Here is a 16,315-nt window from a genome sequence, read left to right on the forward strand (position 1 = left end):
AATCCTCTCTCCTAGAGGCGCGGTATTGTCGATGCCATGCTCGATTTGACTACAGATCCCATTGAACTGACCCGCGCTCTCGTTGATATAGAAAGCCCGTCCCATCACGAAAAAGACATAGCTGACACCATCGAGCAGGCGCTTCACACCATCGACAACGTTGAAGTGCTACGCCACGGCAACACGCTGGTTGCCCGTACTCACCGCGGACTAGGAGAGAGGGTGATCCTCGCCGGCCACATTGACACCGTCCCAATTGCCGACAACGTCCCCAGTCACATGGAAGGCGACATCATGTTCGGTTGCGGCACGGTAGATATGAAATCGGGTATGGCGGTCTATCTCAACGCCTTTGCCACCTTGGCTAACCACCCCGCGCTATCGAAAGACCTTACGGTGGTTTGCTACGAGGGCGAAGAAGTAGCCAGCGAATTTAACGGGTTGGGGCATGTTCAGAAGGCACATCCCGACTGGTTGAGTGGCGACCTCGCCCTCCTAGGCGAGCCTTCCGGTGCGGTGATCGAGGCCGGTTGCCAAGGCACGATTCGCCTTCGTATCACCGCCCATGGTGTGCGCGCACACTCGGCACGATCGTGGCTAGGAGATAACGCCATGCATAAACTAGCCCCGGTGATCACCAACATTGCAGGTTACGACGCAAAAGAAGTGCTTGTCGACGGCTGCCTCTACCACGAAGGCCTCAACATAGTGCACTGCGAATCCGGTGTTGCCACCAACACCATCCCCGATGAAGCATGGATGTTTGTCAACTTCCGTTTCGCCCCCAACAGAACCATCGACGATGCACTTGCCCACATGCTCGAGGTCATGGATCTTCCCGAGGGCGTGACCTACGACATCGACGATGCCGTCGCAGGAGCCCGTCCTGGCTTAGACCGGCCCGCTGCCGCCGCCCTCCTAGAGGCGACCGGTGGCAAGTTCCGCGCAAAGTATGGCTGGACCGATGTGTCTCGGTTCTCCGAGATCGGGGTTCCCGCAGTGAACTTTGGTCCAGGAGATCCTTCCTACTGCCACAAAAAAGACGAACAGTGCCCAGTGCACATGATTACCGATGTGTCAGACACGTTGGTGCAATACTTGACGAGTTCCCATACAACGACAACCGGAGCCTGATTATCCTATGACCACGCAACCTCAACGCAATGAGCGGCACCTTTGCGGGCCAGTGCTAGTCCGCGGCAAAAAGAACCAGTCACCTGGAACCTATGACCAACGCCTCCTAGAGCTTCCTGCTGATCACGACTGGTTGCACGCAGATCCTTGGCGTGTGCTTCGAATCCAAAGCGAATTCGTCGCAGGTTTCGATGCCTTGTCGCAACTGCCACCAGCTGTCACAGTGTTCGGCTCCGCCCGCGTTGCACCGGATCATCCGTACTACGAGCAAGGCGTTTGTCTAGGAGAGGGGTTGGTGCGTGCTGGCTACGCTGTGATCACGGGTGGCGGCCCCGGCCTTATGGAGGCAGCCAATAAGGGCGCTTTTGACGCAGAAGGCTATTCGGTTGGTTTGGGCATTGAACTTCCTCACGAGCAAGGAATTAACGACTACGTTGATTTGGGCTTGCACTTTAGGTACTTCTTTGCACGCAAGACGATGTTTTTGAAGTATTCTCAGGCCTTCGTGTGCCTTCCTGGTGGCATGGGCACTCTTGATGAGCTTTTTGAGGTGCTGTGCATGGTACAGACCGGTAAAGTGACCAATTTTCCGATCGTCTTGCTGGGCACCAGTTTCTGGGGTGGGCTCGTCGACTGGATCAAGCAACGCCTCGTAGGAGAGGGCATGATCTCTGAATCAGATTTGTCATTGTTCCTCGTGACAGATTCAGTCGACGAAGCCATAGAGTTTATTCGCCAATCACATCGCCGATTAATGAACGCACATGACTAGGAGTGCGTTTCAACAAAATCCTGAGTGCGCGACGGTCATGGCGACCGGTCAACCGCACTCCGGATTCCTTTTATGATCATGGGGCTACGCATGCGCTAGCAGATGCCTTTTCTCGCGCTGGTGATGTGATCTGAAGGCAGGCCTTGGTCCCTACGTCTCTCCCAATGAAGAGATCGATCGGGTGGTTCCAGTGATCGATGCGGTTCACCGCGCGCGTTTCGACGACATTGTTGCGTCTGTGATTGCGGAAACAACCACACAGGCCGAACGTGCGGTTCGGCTCGGTGTGCCTGAGGACCGCATTCTTATCGACCCACCCATGATTTTGGCAAGAACACCTTCCACGGACTGGAACTCTTACGGCGGATAGACGAGATCGTTACAAACGGCTGGCCTGTGCTTATGGCCCTATCCAACAAAGATTTTGTAGGAGAGATGCTGGATCGCCCCGTCGACCAGCGCGTAGCCGGAACTCTAGCAGCTACCGCTGGGCAGCTGCCCACGGAGTCGCAGCGTTTCGTTCTCACCAAGTCGCGGAAACCGTCGACGTAATTCGTATGACTGCAGCCATCCAAGGCCAAGTTCCGCCGCTAGCAACCACTCGGGGGCTTGCGTGAACATTAGCGTAGTAATTCCCGCTCTCAACGGGGAAACAACCGTTGCCAGCGTGGTCGAATTGTCTAGGAGGGGGTAACGAGGTCATCGTCATCAACTCCGATTCCACAGACGCCACCGCTGTCCGCGCCCACGCGGCTGGTGCGCGCGTGATTGTACTCCCGCTTCCTCCGATCCCCTGGCAAGGGTGAAGCTTTGTGGCGCGGCGTCGCTGCAGTGACAGGCGACGTGGTGGTTTTCTTGACGCTGATCTCACGGAAATTACGCCTGCACCCGTGGCGATGCGTCTGGCGGCGGCGGGGGAGTGACCGAGTTGACCGCCCGTCCCCTCCTAGAGGCGTTCTTCTCTGAGCTAGGGTTTGTGCGTCAGCCTCTAGGAAGGGAGTATGCTATTCGTCGCAGCGCAGCTCTCGAGTTGCCGTTTGTTGGCGGTTACGGTGTGGAGGGTGGTTTGCTTATCGACGTCTTCCGCCGCTTCGGTGCAACATCGATCGTGGAGGTTGAGGCTGGGCACCGCGGTCACCGTCATCGCCCGTTGCGTGAGCTTGCTCCTATGGCGCGTGTGGTGGCGTCGACAATTTTGCAACTTGCTGGTGTGGTTTGTGAGTTAAATGAAGTGGGGCATCGCCCCGCGTTGTCGTCGTTGGGTTGTTCTGTAGGAGAGGGGTGAGTTGATGCTGTGGTGGATTGTTCTCCTCCTAGTCATGTTGATGGCCGTGGTGGTGTTAACCTTTGCTTTTGGTTCGGTGTTTGGTCGTGGCGATGGCGTGGAGTTGCCGGAGGTCGATCGGTTGACGGCGCTTAATGAGCAGGCCGTGCGTCGGGGTGTGATCGACGATGTCCGCTTTGATTCGGCGTTGTGGGGATATAACCAGCAGCAGGTAGATTGTGTGATTGCCGCCTTGGAGTCTGAGATTGACCAGCTCAAGGGGCAGACACGGGGTTTCAAATGAGGGTAGACTGAAATCTAGTCTCGTATCTTTGTGATATGTGGCGGCTTCTATTATTTGAATAAGCATGTAAGGAATCGGTGATCTGCATGGCAGCCATGAAACCCCGCACGGGAAACGGTCCAATGGAGGCGGTTTTTGAGAGTCGTAAGATTGTGATGCGTATTCCTACCGATGGTGGTGGCCGCTTGGTCATCGAGATGAATAAAGAAGAGGCAGCAGAGCTGGGTGCTTTGCTGACAGAAGTTTCGCAGTAGTTTTGCACAATAAGGAGTAGCCCTAGGTGCTGTCGCATGTTGTAGATGTTCTTGCGGATCCGATTGATGGCTCTGCGTTGACACTTGTCGACGATAACCGCCGTCTGGTATCTGAGACCGGCCATAGTTTTGATATTGCACGCCAAGGGTATGTCACCCTCGCTGGTGGCGCGGGTATTCGTTATGTTGGTGACGATTCTTCGATGATCCACGCCCGTGAGACATTCCTATCGGGTGGTCATTTCGCACCTTTCGTCGAGGCCGTGAGTAATTCCGTTCACCTCGCCTTGGATGAGGCTCATGTACCTGAGGATGCCTCTCCTGTGATTTGTGAGGTCGGCGCGGGAACTGGCTACTATTTGGCGCATGCGCTCGATGACATCGAGAATTCTCGCGGCATCGGCATTGACGTCTCTGTGCCAGCAGCGAAGATGCTGAGCAAGTGCCATCCACGCGTGGGCGCTGTCGTAGCGGACGCATGGTCACGTCTACCACTTCGGGATGCTTCCATCGATGCCATCACGGTCGTGTTTGCACCACGTAATGCCTCTGAGTTCGCCCGTGCGCTCAAACCAGGTGGTCAGGTTATCGTCTTAACCGCAGACGCCGGCCATCTCGAAGAACTGCGCGAGCCTCTTGGCATTATCGGCGTGGAAAAGGGTAAGGTCCAACGCATGATCGATCAAGCAGCAGGCAACCTTGTTCCTGTTTCTGATCCAGAACCGATCGAGTTCACCATGCACTTAGACCAAGTCTCCATCGCCTCCCAGATCGGTATGAGCCCCTCGGCTCGCCATATTCACCCCGATGTACTAGGAGAGAGGATTGCCACCCTTCCTAGTGTCATGGACGTGACTGCGCGTGCGATGATCACGCGTTTTGCCAAGATCGATTAGTTCTTAATCAAAAAGGTGGCGGCGGGAAGTTATTCCCGTCGCCACCTTTTATGTTCGCCTAGCCGAGTGGCTTTGTCACGTCGCTGCGGAGGATGTCTGCGCCGTCGCTTGCCTGTGGTGTAAAGGCTTCACAGTAGCCGTTGAAGTACACTCGGCTGGCCATGGCGATTTGTCCGCCGTCGGCAAAGACTTCCACGGTGGAACCGTCGACGATGATCGTCACGGAGTCGGTGTCATCTTCTGTTAGCGGCGCAACCGCTATGTCGTCGCCCTCGTGGTGGGGGTTCATAGAGCGGTCGAGCTCTAGGAGGTCGCCGTAGTGGGTGATCTTTGCTGCAGTATTTCCGGCGGTATCGACAAGCTCTACGGTTACTTTCTCTCCTAGAGGAACGTCTAGGAGGCCGGTCCACATGATCGCATGGTCGGAGTCGCGGATGGCGTCGGGAAGCCCTGCGACGGGGGTGTGGTAGATTTTTCCGCCTTGGAGGGTCATGCGTCGTGGTAGTGAGAGGCAGTTGGCCCATTGTTCTTCGCGGAAGCTCAGGTGGGTGGTGGCGTCGTCGAGACGTCCGATTCCGTTCATGAGTCCGAAGACGTGGGCGTGGCTGTAGCGGTGTTCGGGGGCCACGCTGCTGTTGAGGTGGGAGGTGTAGTTGGTGTTGCGTGGTCGGGTGAAGTCGTGTCCGTAGTCGATGCGGGTGAAGGAGGAGACGACGGTGAAGATGTTGTTGTGGAGCTTGCCGACGAGGTAGCCGGAGCGGTCGATGCCCCCGATTTCGATGGTGACGATGAGGATGTCGTAGACGTTTTGGTCGATTTCGTCGCGGAGGCGAATGATTCGTGGTGCGACGAGGCGTTCGCCTTCGATACCGGAGTTTCCTACGACTTTGAGTGGTCCGCGTAGTTCCCAATCGGTTCCGTTTTCGGAGTCGAGGATGACGAGGGTGGGTTCGTCCATGTCGCCGGTGACGGCGAGCATGATCCAACCGGAGTGGCCTTCGTCACGGTCGTCGGCGGTGACCCAGTTGGGAACGACGCAGGGGGAGCGGAAGTTGGTGTAGCCGCCTTGGTCGGCGATTACTTGTCCACGCCTAGCGACGTGGGGGTCGGTGGTTGCCGCGTCATCGTTGACATCATAGGTGGTGGCATCGAGGTCGGTGATTTCGGCGAGGTGGATCGAGTCGCCGTTGTCGGTGATGCTGGTGAAGTAGAGGCGAGTGGTGTCTCCGTCGGAGGTGACAGAGCCTGCGCGCAGACGAATTTCGTCTCCTAGTGGTGCGATGACGTCGTCGCAGATTTCCCAGTTGAATGGGTCGGTGTTGGCATAGTCGTGGGCCCAGCGGGAGGGTGCTCCTGCTTTAGGACGGAATTGATGGAAGAGGTGCCACGTGGTGCCGTCGAAAAGCGCACCTGCGGGGGCATCGAGGATTCCGATTTCTGGGGTGACGTGGAGTTCTGGCCGATGTGTCATCGCAGTGGGTTAGCCTTTCACTTCGGTTGCGTGGATTTGTGCGTCGAGGTCGTCTGGTGCCAAGGATGCATTGCTGAAGTCTTGGGTTAGCGGTAGACGAAGCTGGAGGTCGGTTCCTGGGCAGACTTCGATGGTGCCTTCTGACATGGTGAAGTCGAGGACGTGGCCGCCGCTGGTGCGGTCGGTGTCGATGAAGTGGACGTGGCAGCCAGGTACGCCGATGCCTTTTTCGTAGATTGGGGTTCTAAACCCGGCTACAACACCGGAGACGTTGGTGAATTCGAGTTCGGCGTCGTCACCAGTCGCTTGCGTCATCGGGCGGTAGGGACGTTCTTGTTTGGTCACCGTGCGCACGGTGACTGATGAGAACACCCCAGAGATACGTACTGCATACATGTAGTTTTCGCTGGGTAGGAGGGAGGTGATGAAGTCACTGAGTTCGCTCCTGTGCATACCGTGCGGTACGTGAGCTTTAAGCCGTGGCACAAAATTTGTGGCGATGGCGAATGGGCTGCGCTGTGTGAGCGCTGCTTCACTGGCGGATCCGTCGCCGCGAAGTTGATAGCAGACTCCGTCGAGGATGACCATTTCCCCGTCGAGGGCATCAAATGTGCCTATGCCGAAGTTGCCGTGTCCCAATAATTCGCCGATGGAAATCTCACCGTCGTAGATGCCGTCTAGGAGGGCGGTCATGAGTGAGCTTTGGAAAATCGTATGGCGCTCAGCGAGCAGCGCGTTATGGTCATCCATGCCTGCCCACAATAGTCGTGTGGGCGGGATTTTGCAGGGAACCCGTTACAATGGACCCCTATTTTCTATAGGAGGGAGGAGTACACATCGACGGTTTGTTGTGCGATGGAGCTCCATGAAAACTCGGATACTGCGCGGTTGCGTCCGGCGACACCGAAAGCCGCAGCGCGTTTACGATCGGCGACCATGGCGTTGACGGCTTCGGCGAGATCGTACTCGAAGGCGTCGGTATCATTGGGGTCATAGTGGACTAGGCTTCCGGTGGTGCCGTCGACGACGACCTCGGGGATTCCGCCCACGTCTGAGGCGACAACGGCGGTAGCACAGGCCATGGCTTCGAGGTTGACGATTCCAAGTGGTTCGTAGATGGAGGGGCAGACGAAAGCGTCAGCGGCTGTCAGGATCTCTTGGATCTTGTCTTTGCTGAGCATTTCTTGTACCCAGACAACGCCTTCGCGTTCTGCTTGTAGTTCTTCTACGAGGTGTTGGGTGCGTGCCGCAATTTCTGGGGTGTCGGGAGCACCGGCACACAAGACGAGCTGGACGCCTGGGCTGAAGTGGCGAGCGGCTTTGACTAAGTGTTCCACGCCTTTTTGGCGTGTGATTCGGCCAACAAAGGCGACTATGGGCTGGTCTGGGTTGATTCCGAGGTCGCGGAGTACTGAGTGCTCGGCGTCGTCGAAAGTGGGACGCGGTTGCCAAAGCTGTGTGTCGATGCCGTTGAGTACGACGCGGATTTTATCGGCATCGATACGCGGGTACGCACGCAGAATAGCGTCTTTCATCCCGGCAGACACTGCGATCACAGCGTCTGCGTATTCCATGGCGTTTCGCTCTGACCATGAGGAGACATCGTAGCCACCCCCGAGTTGTTCCCGCTTCCATGGGCGGTCGGGTTCGAGTGAGTGAGCTGTGACGATGTGGGGTACTTCGTGGAGGAGCCCCGCTAAGTGCCCTCCTAGTCCTGTGTACCACGTGTGGGAGTGGACTACATCAGCGCGGGCTGCGGCGTGTGCCATGCGTAGTCCTGTGGACATGGTTTGCAGGGCAGCGTTGGCGGAAGCGAGTTCAGGGTCAACGCCATAGGTGTAGACGTTGTCTTCGTTTCGTGGAGCGCCCATGCAATGGACGTCGACGTCGACAATGTCGCGCATATGGCGGGTGAGCTCGGCGACGTGAACTCCTGCACCGCCGTAGATCTCAGGTGGGTATTCTTTGGTCATCATCGCAACTCTCATACTTCCGAGAGTAACGGGCTGTGGACCATTTTGTGGGGTGTTCTGTGTCTTATTGTTGGCAAATCTGCCCGCGGGGCGGAAATTCTCGATACATTGGGCTTTGTGAGGAGTAAACAGAACGTTTTAGCAATTGTCCTTGCCGGTGGAGAAGGTAAGCGGCTGTTCCCGCTCACCGAAGATCGTGCCAAGCCAGCTGTTCCTTTCGGCGGTACCTACCGGCTTATCGATTTCGTGTTGTCTAACCTAGTCAATGCCGGATATTTAAAGATTTGTGTGCTGACTCAGTACAAGTCTCATTCCCTCGACCGCCACATTTCCCAAGCGTGGCAATTTAGCGGTCCGACCAGCCAATATATTGCGTCAGTTCCGGCGCAGCAGCGTTTGGGGAAGCGCTGGTACATGGGCTCCGCGGACGCAATTTTGCAGTCGTTGAACTTGGTGTACGACGAACGTCCCGATTATGTTTTGGTGTTCGGCGCTGATCACGTTTATCGCATGGATCCTGCGCAGATGGTGGCCGATCACATCGCGTCCGGAAAGGCCGTTACTGTTGCCGGTATCCGAGTGCCACGTTCAGAAGCAAGCGCTTTTGGTTGCATCCAAGCAGATGAAGACAACAACATCACCGAGTTTTTGGAAAAGCCAGCAGATCCACCTGGCACTCCAGATGATCCGTCGATGACTTTCGCTTCTATGGGTAACTATGTATTTTCCACGGATGCCCTTATCAAAGCGCTCAAGGAAGACGAGAATAACTCTGATTCTGAGCATGACATGGGCGGAGATATCATCCCGTATTTCGTGCGCATGGGTCAGGCCAATGTTTACGACTTCAACAAGAATGTTGTGCCTGGTTCCACCGACCGCGATCGGGCCTACTGGCGCGACGTTGGTACTATCGACGCCTTCTATGAAGCGCATATGGACTTGATCTCTGTTCACCCAGTGTTCAACCTCTATAACCAGCAGTGGCCTATTCGTTCCACCGAGCGTGGTGACCTGCCACCTGCGAAGTTCGTTCAAGGAGGTATCGCGCAGGCTTCTATGGTTGCCCAAGGCTCCATCGTGTCCGGTTCCACTGTGCGTAACTCGGTGGTCTCTACCGATGTTGTGGTCGAAGAAGGCGCAACAGTCGAGGGCTCCGTCATTATGCCAGGTGTGCGCATCGGCAAGGGGGCAGTGGTGCGTCACTGCATATTGGACAAGAACGTGGTGGTCTCTGACGGTCAAGTCATTGGCGTTGATCGCGAGCGCGATGAGCAGCGCTTCCAGATCAGCCCAGGTGGCGTGGTAGTCGTCGGTAAGAACTCCGTCGTATAAAACCTAAGGGAGGCATCGATTGCTTGTCGACGCCTCCCTCTGCGGTTTCCACCGAGCGTTATAGTTTGGTAATAAGTGTCGTTCCCCCTCCTAGAGGAAGGCGGCATACGACGACCTCATCGAGGCTGCGAACATATTCATCTGCTTCACGCGCTGTAACTGTTTCGCGATCCTTACGCGTGGAATCTGCCACGGTGCCGTCGAGAAGCGCGTCAGGCAGAACAAGGACGCCGCCGCTGGCAAGCAGCGGTAGGGAAGCGTCGATAAATGCGCGAAGGTCGAGAGGGGCTACTTCGCCGAAAATGACCTGATACTGACCCCGTGCTAATCGTCCCATCACGTCGAGGGGACGGGACGGCAAAAATCTAATCCGTGAGGAACCATAGCCCGCGTCGTGGAAAGCTTTCTTGGCGCGCTTTTGGTGCTCAGGCTCAGGATCGATACAGGTCAAAATTCCTTTTTCGCCAAGACCCGCTAGGAGGTGGAGGCCCACCACACTTGCTGTTGGGGTAACCGCAATAGCTCCGTGGGCGCGCGATACCCCCGCCAATGTGGTTAAAAGCTGGCCGGTAATGGAATCGGGGACATGGAGCCCAAATTCCTGCGCATCCTCGCGCGCGGTTGCTAAAGCCTCACTCACGTCGGTCGTGGAGTCAATGTAGTTGCGAATAAAGTCTGATGGAGCGTTCACAATCGACAGTGTATGTCTAGGAGGAGGGGATTGTGGTGGCGACATGAGCCCAACTTCAAAGGTTGTGACGCCTGTTAACAGTGTGAATGCTGCAAAGCAGATCACCATAAGGTCACAATCTGAGAACAATTGTGCTTTGCCAGTGTTTTTACAGAAACTTGGCTGGTTTTCCTCAGAACAGTCCGGCACAATCAACAACTATGACATACACGCACGGCTCCGCCCTCCCTAGCACCGACGACGTCACCATCGACGCCGACGTAGCCACCGAGGAGTTGACTGGAACCGCAGCTTTCGACGCGGGCGTTGGCGACATGCCTTCATGGCAAGAACTCGTTGCCCAACACGCCGATAGCGTCTATCGTCTCGCATTTCGTTTGTCCGGCAACCAGCATGACGCAGAAGATTTAACCCAAGAAACTTTCATGCGTGTATTCCGGTCGCTCAAGGGCTACCAACCGGGAACCTTCGAGGGATGGTTGCACCGCATTACTACCAACCTCTTCCTTGACATGGTGCGTCACCGCGCCAAGATCCGTATGGAAGCACTCCCAGAGGATTACGAGCGCGTCCCTGGTACCGACATGACGCCCGAGCAGGCCTATAACGTGTCTAACTTGGACCCAGCGCTTCAAAAGGCTCTCGACGACCTCAGCCCTGACTTCCGTGTGGCCGTCGTACTTTGTGACGTCGTTGGCATGAGCTATGACGAAATCGCAGACACCTTAGGTGTGAAAATGGGCACCGTTCGCTCCCGAATCCACCGCGGACGCTCCCAACTGCGTGCACATTTGGAGAACCAAGCAACCAGCGATGAAGGTGCCCAACTCCTCCTAGCCACTGGGAGATAAAAATCGGGGTACAGTTCGATGGCGGAGGTGACTATTACCAGATGAAAAAAGAACACTCCCCTAAAAACAAGGTGCGTCGCTTCGCATCAGTGGAGCATCTCAACCCCGAGGCTGTGGCAGCTTTTGTTGACAACGAGCTCAGCCCCGCGGCAGCACACCGCGCCAAAATTCATCTGGTTCATTGTCCCGAGTGCAGGGAGGAAATCCATCGTCAGCGTCGAGCCGCCGATCGGCTTCGCGACGGCAACAACTCGGACATGCGGCCTTCTTCTGATTTGATCGCCAAACTGCAATCGATTGCTGCTTGTTGCCCAGATGGGCCTACGGCGGAGGAAGTACCGTCGTCCCCCCAATCCCTCCTAGACAAATTGGATGGGGTTGCTAGGAATATTTACAAAACTACAAAGACTCTTCGTGAGGCACGCAACGAAGCCTTGCGACAGTACGAACGTTAAAATTTCGGTCAACAGGCTAGAGTAGGAGGGGTGTTTTCCTCCATTGGCTGGCCAGAAATCTTCACGGTCCTCATTCTCGGATTGATCATCATTGGTCCTGAGCGACTCCCGAAAGTTATCGAGGACGTTCGCGCTGCGATTTATGCGGCAAAAAAGGCCATTAACAATGCCAAAGAAGAGCTTAACGGCAATCTAGGGGCGGAATTTGATGAGTTCCGTGAACCGATCAATAAGATCGCTTCCATTCAACGTATGGGGCCCAAGGCTGTCCTCACCAAAGCATTGTTTGATGAGGACGAGAACTTCATGGATAACTTTGATCCGAAAAAGATTATGGCTAGTGGTACTGAAGGTGAAGCATATCGTCAGCGCGGTGCCAGCCAGCCGGTCGTCGATCCAGCTTCTCAACAGCAGAATCAAGCGCAAAAAGAACCCCAGCCAAAGTCGGGCTTTAGCTGGGATGACATCACCTAGGTTTTAGTGGCGGGTAACTCCTAGTCCGAGTGGTTTTCCAGCAAGGGAATCACGACGGACGACGAGTTTGTCTGCGATCTTATGGATCGCTGCGCCGGTGGGTGATTCGGGGGCGCTGACTGCGATAGGAGTGCCGGTATCGCCGCCTTCGCGCAATCGCGGATCGAGTGGCACGCTGCCTAGGAGGGGGACGGGGGTACCCGTGAGGGTCTTGAGCCGATCTGCCATCGCTTGTCCGCCGCCGCTGCCGAACACATCCATGGTGCTGCCGTCGGGGAGAACCATGGATCCCATGTTTTCGATGACGCCGGCGATTTTTTGGTTGGTTTGGATGCTGATGGATCCGGCGCGTTCGGCGACTTCGGCTGCTGCAGATTGTGGTGTAGTGACCACGAGGAGTTCTGCGTTGGGGACGAGTTGTGCCACGGAGATGGCGATGTCGCCGGTTCCTGGGGGGAGGTCTAGGAGGAGGATGTCGAGGTCGCCCCAGAATACGTCGGCTAGGAACTGTTGGATTGCGCGGTGGAGCATGGGGCCGCGCCATACGACGGGTGCGTTTCCTTCGACGAAGTGTGCGATGGAGATGAGTTTTACGCCGTGTGCTTGGGGCGGCATGATCATGTCGTCGACGGCGTGGGGGCGGTCGGTGGAGCCGAGCATGCCTGGTACTGAGTGTCCGTAGATGTCGGCGTCGAGGACACCTACTTTGAGTCCGCGGGCGGCGAGTGCGGTGGCGAGGTTGACGGTCATGGAGGACTTGCCGACGCCGCCCTTGCCGGATGCTACTGCGAATACTCGGGTTGTGGAGTCAGGTTGTGCGAAGGGAATAACTGGCTCATCGACGTTGCCTCGCAGTGACATGCGAAGTTCACGGCGTTGTTCGTCGCTCATCACATCGGTTCCGACGTTGACGCTGCCAACGCCGTCGATGTCTTCGATTGCGGCCTTGGTGTTGGTGACCAAGGTGTTTTTCATGGGGCAGGCGGCAATGGTGAGGTAGATGTCTACGTCGACGTTGTTGCCGTCGATGTTGATGGATTTCACCATGCCGATTTCGGTGATCGGTTTGCCGATTTCGGGGTCTTCGACGCGCGCGAGGGCTGCGCGCACGTCAGATTCAGTCAGTATATGTGTCATCGATGTGTTAGGTTACTCGTTTTTGTCGTTCTCGCGAAGGTCTCCTTGGGTGGGGTCGGAGATCTCTTCGTGGCCGGATTCGTTAATTTGGTGGATCAGTGCGACACGCGATGCGGCTTCGTCATCGAGTTTGGCTTCGATTCGGTCGAGCATGTTTTGTAGGTCTTCGAGCTCGTGTCGCAGATAGTCGCGAGAGACCATGTCACCGACGGCAAGGCGCAGGCCGGCGAGCTCGCGGGTAATAAATTCCGTGTCTGCTTTGGTCTCAAATGCGCGACGGCGATCTTCGTTTAAGGAGACTCGGTCGCGGTCCTCTTGGCGATTCTGCGCTAGGAGGATGAGGGGCGCTGCGTAGGCTGCCTGCGTGGAGAATGCGAGGTTGAGCAGGATGAAAGGGTAGGGATCCCATTGCCAGACGAACACACCGCAGTTGAGTGCAACCCACAGGACCACGAAGACGGTTTGCCACATGAGGTAGGTGCCGGTGCCGAAGAATCGTGCGATTTTTTCGGCGTAGGCGCCGATGGTGTCGTCGTCAAGTTTGAGGAAGGTGCGGCGCTGCTTGAGAAATGGGGTGTCGAGCTCGGAACGGTTGTTGTATTCCGCCATGAGCTACACCTCCTTTGGTGTTTCGTCGGGGCGAATGCCGGTGTCGCGCCAGTCGTCGGGGAGCATGTGGTCGAGGAGATCGTCGACGGCCACCGCGCCTAGGAGGTGGTTGTCGTTGTCCACGACGGGGCCGCACACAAGGTTGTAGGTAGCAAAGTAGCGTGCGGCGGTTTCTTGGGAGTCGCTGGCCCACAGGGGTGGCAGGTCTGGGTCGAGGATGCCCGAGACGAGTTCACTAGGAGGTTCGCGCAGGAGTTTTTGTAGGTGCACGCATCCTAGGTATTTGCCGGTAGGGGTCGCTGTAGGCGGCCGGACGACGAACACAATGCTGGCCAGTGACGTGGGCAGGTCAGGGTTGCGCGCTAGGGCGAGAGCTTCTGCGACGGTGGTTTGTGGGGAGAGGATGAGCGGTTCGGGGGTCATGAGTGCACCGACAGTGTCGGGGCTAAAGCTCATGAGGCGGCGCACGGGGGCGGACTCTTCGGGGTCCATCAGCTCTAGGAGGACGTCGGCTTTGTCGTCATCGAGTTCGCCTAGGAGGTCTGCGGCGTCGTCAGGGTCCATTTCTTCGAGGACGTCGGCGGCACGTTCGATGTCGAGGGTTTCGATGAGTTCTGCCTGGCGGTCTTCGGACATTTCTTGAAGGACGTCGGCGAGGCGGTCGTCGTCAAGCTCTTTGGCTACGTTGGCGCGCTGGGCGTCGGGTAGCTCGTAGAGTGCAGTGGCGATGTCGGCAGGGCGCATGTCTTCGAATTCTGCGATGAGTTCGGCGGCTGCGTCTGTGATGCCTACACCGCCCGCGGAAATGCCATGGACGTGCGACCATGGGCAGGTGAACAGTTCGGGGCGGCGTCCGAATTTGGGACGTTCGCCAATGACAGCAACACGTGAGATTGCCCAGTCGCGGGTGCGGGTGCGTTCCAGTTCGATGTCTGCGACTTCGACGGGGCGCCCGTGGAGGTGGTCAAGTTCGGGGTCGTCGACGTGGACTTTGGAGCCGACGATATCGGCGATGATCGCCACCTCGCCGTTTCTCGGTTTGTATGCGCGTAACGACACTGATCCAGAAACCAGCGTAATTTCCTGAGGCTCGATAGCAGCAACGCGAAGCATGGGAAGGAAAATCTTCCGATTGTTCATCATCTCGACAACCAAACCCAAAACGCGCGAGGGTTGGCCGTTGGGGCGAACATTGACAATTACGTCGCGTACACGGCCTATGGCATCAGTATCGGGTCCGCGGACAATCATGCCGGCGAGACGTCCTGCATACACACGTGTCACTTGACTCATAACGGCCAGTCTACGTGGTTCAAGGCGATGAACCACATTGGAACTATCTTTGTGACTCAGTCGTTGACTAGGAGGAGAACACCACCGAACGAATACGTTGTGCGTACCGCACGAGGAGAATACTGATGGCCCTCAACTTCAATGCTCGTCCTAGCGACAATACCCCAGCCCAGCTGCGTGATCGTGCTAAGCCTGAAGGCTGGCCGGTTGGTTCATTTGAGTCCTATGCGCAGGCTCAGGCGGCCGTGGACATGTTGGCGGACAACAACTTTCCGGTGGATAAGCTCACTATCGTGGGTGTAGATCTCATGGAAGTAGAGCGAGTAGTGGGCAAACTCACATGGGGAAGGGTGCTCATTGGCGGAGCTGCTTCTGGCGCATGGATGGGTCTTTTTGTCGCCGTTGTTATGGGTATGGTGTCGGGAACATGGGGAACCGCGCTTATGATGGGCATCCCGCTTGGTGTCGTATTTGGCATGGGGCTTGCCGCCGTGCAATACGCTTCCACGAACGGGAAACGCGACTTTGCTTCCAGCACACATATCGTTGCGGGGCGTTACGACGTCCTCTGCCATCCGAGCGCTGCACGAGAAGCACGCGATGCCATTGCTAACTACATGCGCTCCGCGCGATAAGCTATACGCAGATGAACGTTGTTAAACGCGGAAAGGGGCCGGTTGGCGCTATGAAACGAGGTCGTGTGACCCAAACCCTCCTCCTAGGCACTGTTGCCGCAGTGGGACTAGGAGGGGCTGCGTGCGCTGAGTTTGAGCCGGAAACCCCAAAGAATTTTGATCAGACCAAGGTTGTCTCCATCGTGATTGATCCTGACGACTGGACTTAGGCAGTTCTTGGCGAGGCATACAAGCAGGCGTTAACTAAAGATGCAGGTCGCCTAGCGGTTGTGCATGTTCGTGTTGGGGAGAGAGACAGCGCGGATTCGGTGAGCATGTTGTCTACTGGGCGTGCTGACTTGTACATCGGTTGTACTGGTCGAGAGCTTAAGTCGCATGATGCGAAGGCTGCTGTTACTTTGAGCAAAGAGTATGCTGCTGATGAGGACCGTTTTGGTTCCAACCGTGGGAAGTGGCGTGATCGTACGTATAAGGAGCTGATGGCTCGCTTAGGTAACCGCGTTGATGCGACGGATCCTTCCAATGTGATGGCCTGTAAAGACGAGCAGGAGTTTCTTCCGCAAAGTATTGTGCCGTTGTATCGCATGCCGGTGTTTAACCGTGATGAGTTAGCAACGTTGAATCATATGACTGCACGGTTGGCACAGATTGATTTCGATGAGTTAGTTAGTTATGCGCAGTCGCATGGTAGTGCGGCAACGGCTGTAAATGACAAGCTGTTTGGTGAGTAGAAAGTACAGTAAACAAAAGTGCGGCTCCCTCCTAGG

At 56.3% G+C, this 16,315-nt stretch carries 17 protein-coding genes and 3 pseudogenes; 13 read left to right on the forward strand and 7 right to left on the reverse strand.

The features are described 5' to 3' along the window. The first annotated feature begins 36 nt into the window (after positions 1–36). The 7 genes and pseudogenes from dapE (at position 37) to CIP100161_RS04750 (ending at position 4,624) form a co-directional block, all read left to right on the forward strand. Positions 37–1,134 carry a succinyl-diaminopimelate desuccinylase gene (gene dapE / locus CIP100161_RS04720; RefSeq protein WP_155872308.1) on the forward strand — a complete coding sequence of 366 codons (1,098 nt, stop codon included), beginning with the start codon at positions 37–39 and terminating at the stop codon, positions 1,132–1,134. 7 nt (positions 1,135–1,141) lie between these two features. Further along, positions 1,142–1,906 (forward strand): LOG family protein, encoded by a 765-nt coding sequence (locus CIP100161_RS04725; protein ID WP_155872310.1) that lies wholly within the window; start codon positions 1,142–1,144, stop codon positions 1,904–1,906. Then, positions 1,899–2,523 (forward strand): annotated as a pseudogene (locus tag CIP100161_RS04730) (dihydropteroate synthase). The gene CIP100161_RS04725 and the pseudogene CIP100161_RS04730 overlap by 8 nt, the downstream one beginning before the upstream one ends. Continuing rightward, positions 2,520–3,191 (forward strand): annotated as a pseudogene (locus CIP100161_RS04735) (glycosyltransferase). The pseudogenes CIP100161_RS04730 and CIP100161_RS04735 overlap by 4 nt, the downstream one beginning before the upstream one ends. Before the next feature lie 4 nt (positions 3,192–3,195). Beyond that, positions 3,196–3,474 (forward strand): hypothetical protein, encoded by a 279-nt coding sequence (locus CIP100161_RS04740; protein ID WP_155872312.1) that lies wholly within the window; start codon positions 3,196–3,198, stop codon positions 3,472–3,474. An 86-nt stretch (positions 3,475–3,560) separates the two neighbouring features. Then, positions 3,561–3,728 carry a DUF3117 domain-containing protein gene (locus tag CIP100161_RS04745; RefSeq protein ID WP_003850969.1) on the forward strand — a complete coding sequence of 56 codons (168 nt, stop codon included), beginning with the start codon at positions 3,561–3,563 and terminating at the stop codon, positions 3,726–3,728. Between the two features lie 26 nt (positions 3,729–3,754). Beyond that, positions 3,755–4,624 (forward strand): methyltransferase domain-containing protein, encoded by an 870-nt coding sequence (locus CIP100161_RS04750; protein ID WP_155872314.1) that lies wholly within the window; start codon positions 3,755–3,757, stop codon positions 4,622–4,624. A 58-nt stretch (positions 4,625–4,682) separates the two neighbouring features. On the opposite strand, the gene CIP100161_RS04755 is transcribed toward CIP100161_RS04750, so the two are convergent. The 3 genes from CIP100161_RS04755 to glgA form a co-directional block, all read right to left on the reverse strand. Beyond that, complete coding sequence (locus CIP100161_RS04755; protein ID WP_155872316.1) at positions 4,683–6,095, reverse strand: GH32 C-terminal domain-containing protein; 1,413 nt, start codon at positions 6,093–6,095, stop codon at positions 4,683–4,685. 9 nt (positions 6,096–6,104) lie between these two features. Then, positions 6,105–6,845 carry an acetolactate decarboxylase gene (gene budA / locus CIP100161_RS04760; protein ID WP_155872318.1) on the reverse strand — a complete coding sequence of 247 codons (741 nt, stop codon included), beginning with the start codon at positions 6,843–6,845 and terminating at the stop codon, positions 6,105–6,107. Between the two features lie 65 nt (positions 6,846–6,910). Next, a complete protein-coding gene (gene glgA, locus CIP100161_RS04765; RefSeq protein WP_155872320.1) occupies positions 6,911–8,083 on the reverse strand; it encodes a glycogen synthase in 1,173 nt (390 codons plus the stop codon). Between the two features lie 93 nt (positions 8,084–8,176). On the opposite strand from glgA, the gene glgC reads away from it, so the two are divergent. Further along, entirely contained in the window at positions 8,177–9,403 is a 1,227-nt protein-coding gene (gene glgC, locus CIP100161_RS04770) for a glucose-1-phosphate adenylyltransferase (RefSeq protein WP_155872322.1), read from the forward strand. A gap of 58 nt (positions 9,404–9,461) precedes the next feature. On the opposite strand, the gene CIP100161_RS04775 is transcribed toward glgC, so the two are convergent. Further along, a complete protein-coding gene (locus CIP100161_RS04775; protein WP_155872324.1) occupies positions 9,462–10,139 on the reverse strand; it encodes an O-methyltransferase in 678 nt (225 codons plus the stop codon). A gap of 155 nt (positions 10,140–10,294) precedes the next feature. Here CIP100161_RS04775 and sigE point away from each other — a divergent pair, with 155 nt between their 5' ends. Genes sigE through tatB form a run of 3 tightly spaced genes read left to right on the forward strand, consistent with a single transcriptional unit; the run spans position 10,295 to position 11,874 of the window. Beyond that, positions 10,295–10,945, forward strand: coding sequence for an RNA polymerase sigma factor SigE (gene sigE / locus CIP100161_RS04780; protein ID WP_166443143.1), 651 nt, complete (start codon positions 10,295–10,297; stop codon positions 10,943–10,945). A gap of 41 nt (positions 10,946–10,986) precedes the next feature. Beyond that, a complete protein-coding gene (locus CIP100161_RS04785; RefSeq protein ID WP_155872328.1) occupies positions 10,987–11,400 on the forward strand; it encodes an anti-sigma factor family protein in 414 nt (137 codons plus the stop codon). A 30-nt stretch (positions 11,401–11,430) separates the two neighbouring features. Further along, entirely contained in the window at positions 11,431–11,874 is a 444-nt protein-coding gene (tatB, locus tag CIP100161_RS04790) for a Sec-independent protein translocase subunit TatB (protein ID WP_155872330.1), read from the forward strand. Positions 11,875–11,877: 3 nt separating this feature from the next. On the opposite strand, the gene CIP100161_RS04795 is transcribed toward tatB, so the two are convergent. From CIP100161_RS04795 to CIP100161_RS04805, 3 genes are read right to left on the reverse strand one after another with little or no spacing between them, the layout of a single operon-like run. Beyond that, a complete protein-coding gene (locus tag CIP100161_RS04795) occupies positions 11,878–13,011 on the reverse strand; it encodes an Mrp/NBP35 family ATP-binding protein (RefSeq protein WP_155872332.1) in 1,134 nt (377 codons plus the stop codon). Positions 13,012–13,023: 12 nt separating this feature from the next. Beyond that, positions 13,024–13,620 carry a DUF1003 domain-containing protein gene (locus CIP100161_RS04800; RefSeq protein ID WP_155872334.1) on the reverse strand — a complete coding sequence of 199 codons (597 nt, stop codon included), beginning with the start codon at positions 13,618–13,620 and terminating at the stop codon, positions 13,024–13,026. Positions 13,621–13,623: 3 nt separating this feature from the next. Then, a complete protein-coding gene (locus tag CIP100161_RS04805; RefSeq protein WP_155872336.1) occupies positions 13,624–14,913 on the reverse strand; it encodes a magnesium transporter MgtE N-terminal domain-containing protein in 1,290 nt (429 codons plus the stop codon). Positions 14,914–15,038: 125 nt separating this feature from the next. Here CIP100161_RS04805 and CIP100161_RS04810 point away from each other — a divergent pair, with 125 nt between their 5' ends. Both CIP100161_RS04810 and CIP100161_RS04815 read left to right on the forward strand, forming a co-directional pair. Beyond that, complete coding sequence (locus CIP100161_RS04810; protein WP_155872338.1) at positions 15,039–15,548, forward strand: general stress protein; 510 nt, start codon at positions 15,039–15,041, stop codon at positions 15,546–15,548. Positions 15,549–15,598: 50 nt separating this feature from the next. Next, positions 15,599–16,279: pseudogene (locus tag CIP100161_RS04815) on the forward strand (hypothetical protein). Positions 16,280–16,315 lie beyond the last annotated feature (36 nt).

The organism is Corynebacterium rouxii (genome assembly GCF_902702935.1).
Lineage (GTDB): Bacteria > Actinomycetota > Actinomycetes > Mycobacteriales > Mycobacteriaceae > Corynebacterium > Corynebacterium rouxii.

Coding starts and splice junctions, on each gene's coding strand:
- dapE (WP_155872308.1), top strand. CDS start 37: ATGCTCGATTTGACTACAGATCCCATTGAACTGACCCGCGCTCTCGTT.
- CIP100161_RS04725 (WP_155872310.1), top strand. CDS start 1,142: ATGACCACGCAACCTCAACGCAATGAGCGGCACCTTTGCGGGCCAGTG.
- CIP100161_RS04740 (WP_155872312.1), top strand. CDS start 3,196: ATGCTGTGGTGGATTGTTCTCCTCCTAGTCATGTTGATGGCCGTGGTG.
- CIP100161_RS04745 (WP_003850969.1), top strand. CDS start 3,561: ATGGCAGCCATGAAACCCCGCACGGGAAACGGTCCAATGGAGGCGGTT.
- CIP100161_RS04755 (WP_155872316.1), bottom strand. CDS start 6,095: ATGACACATCGGCCAGAACTCCACGTCACCCCAGAAATCGGAATCCTC.
- budA (WP_155872318.1), bottom strand. CDS start 6,845: ATGGATGACCATAACGCGCTGCTCGCTGAGCGCCATACGATTTTCCAA.
- glgA (WP_155872320.1), bottom strand. CDS start 8,083: ATGAGAGTTGCGATGATGACCAAAGAATACCCACCTGAGATCTACGGC.
- CIP100161_RS04775 (WP_155872324.1), bottom strand. CDS start 10,139: ATGTCGCCACCACAATCCCCTCCTCCTAGACATACACTGTCGATTGTG.
- sigE (WP_166443143.1), top strand. CDS start 10,295: ATGACATACACGCACGGCTCCGCCCTCCCTAGCACCGACGACGTCACC.
- CIP100161_RS04785 (WP_155872328.1), top strand. CDS start 10,987: ATGAAAAAAGAACACTCCCCTAAAAACAAGGTGCGTCGCTTCGCATCA.
- CIP100161_RS04795 (WP_155872332.1), bottom strand. CDS start 13,011: ATGACACATATACTGACTGAATCTGACGTGCGCGCAGCCCTCGCGCGC.
- CIP100161_RS04800 (WP_155872334.1), bottom strand. CDS start 13,620: ATGGCGGAATACAACAACCGTTCCGAGCTCGACACCCCATTTCTCAAG.
- CIP100161_RS04805 (WP_155872336.1), bottom strand. CDS start 14,913: ATGAGTCAAGTGACACGTGTGTATGCAGGACGTCTCGCCGGCATGATT.
- CIP100161_RS04810 (WP_155872338.1), top strand. CDS start 15,039: ATGGCCCTCAACTTCAATGCTCGTCCTAGCGACAATACCCCAGCCCAG.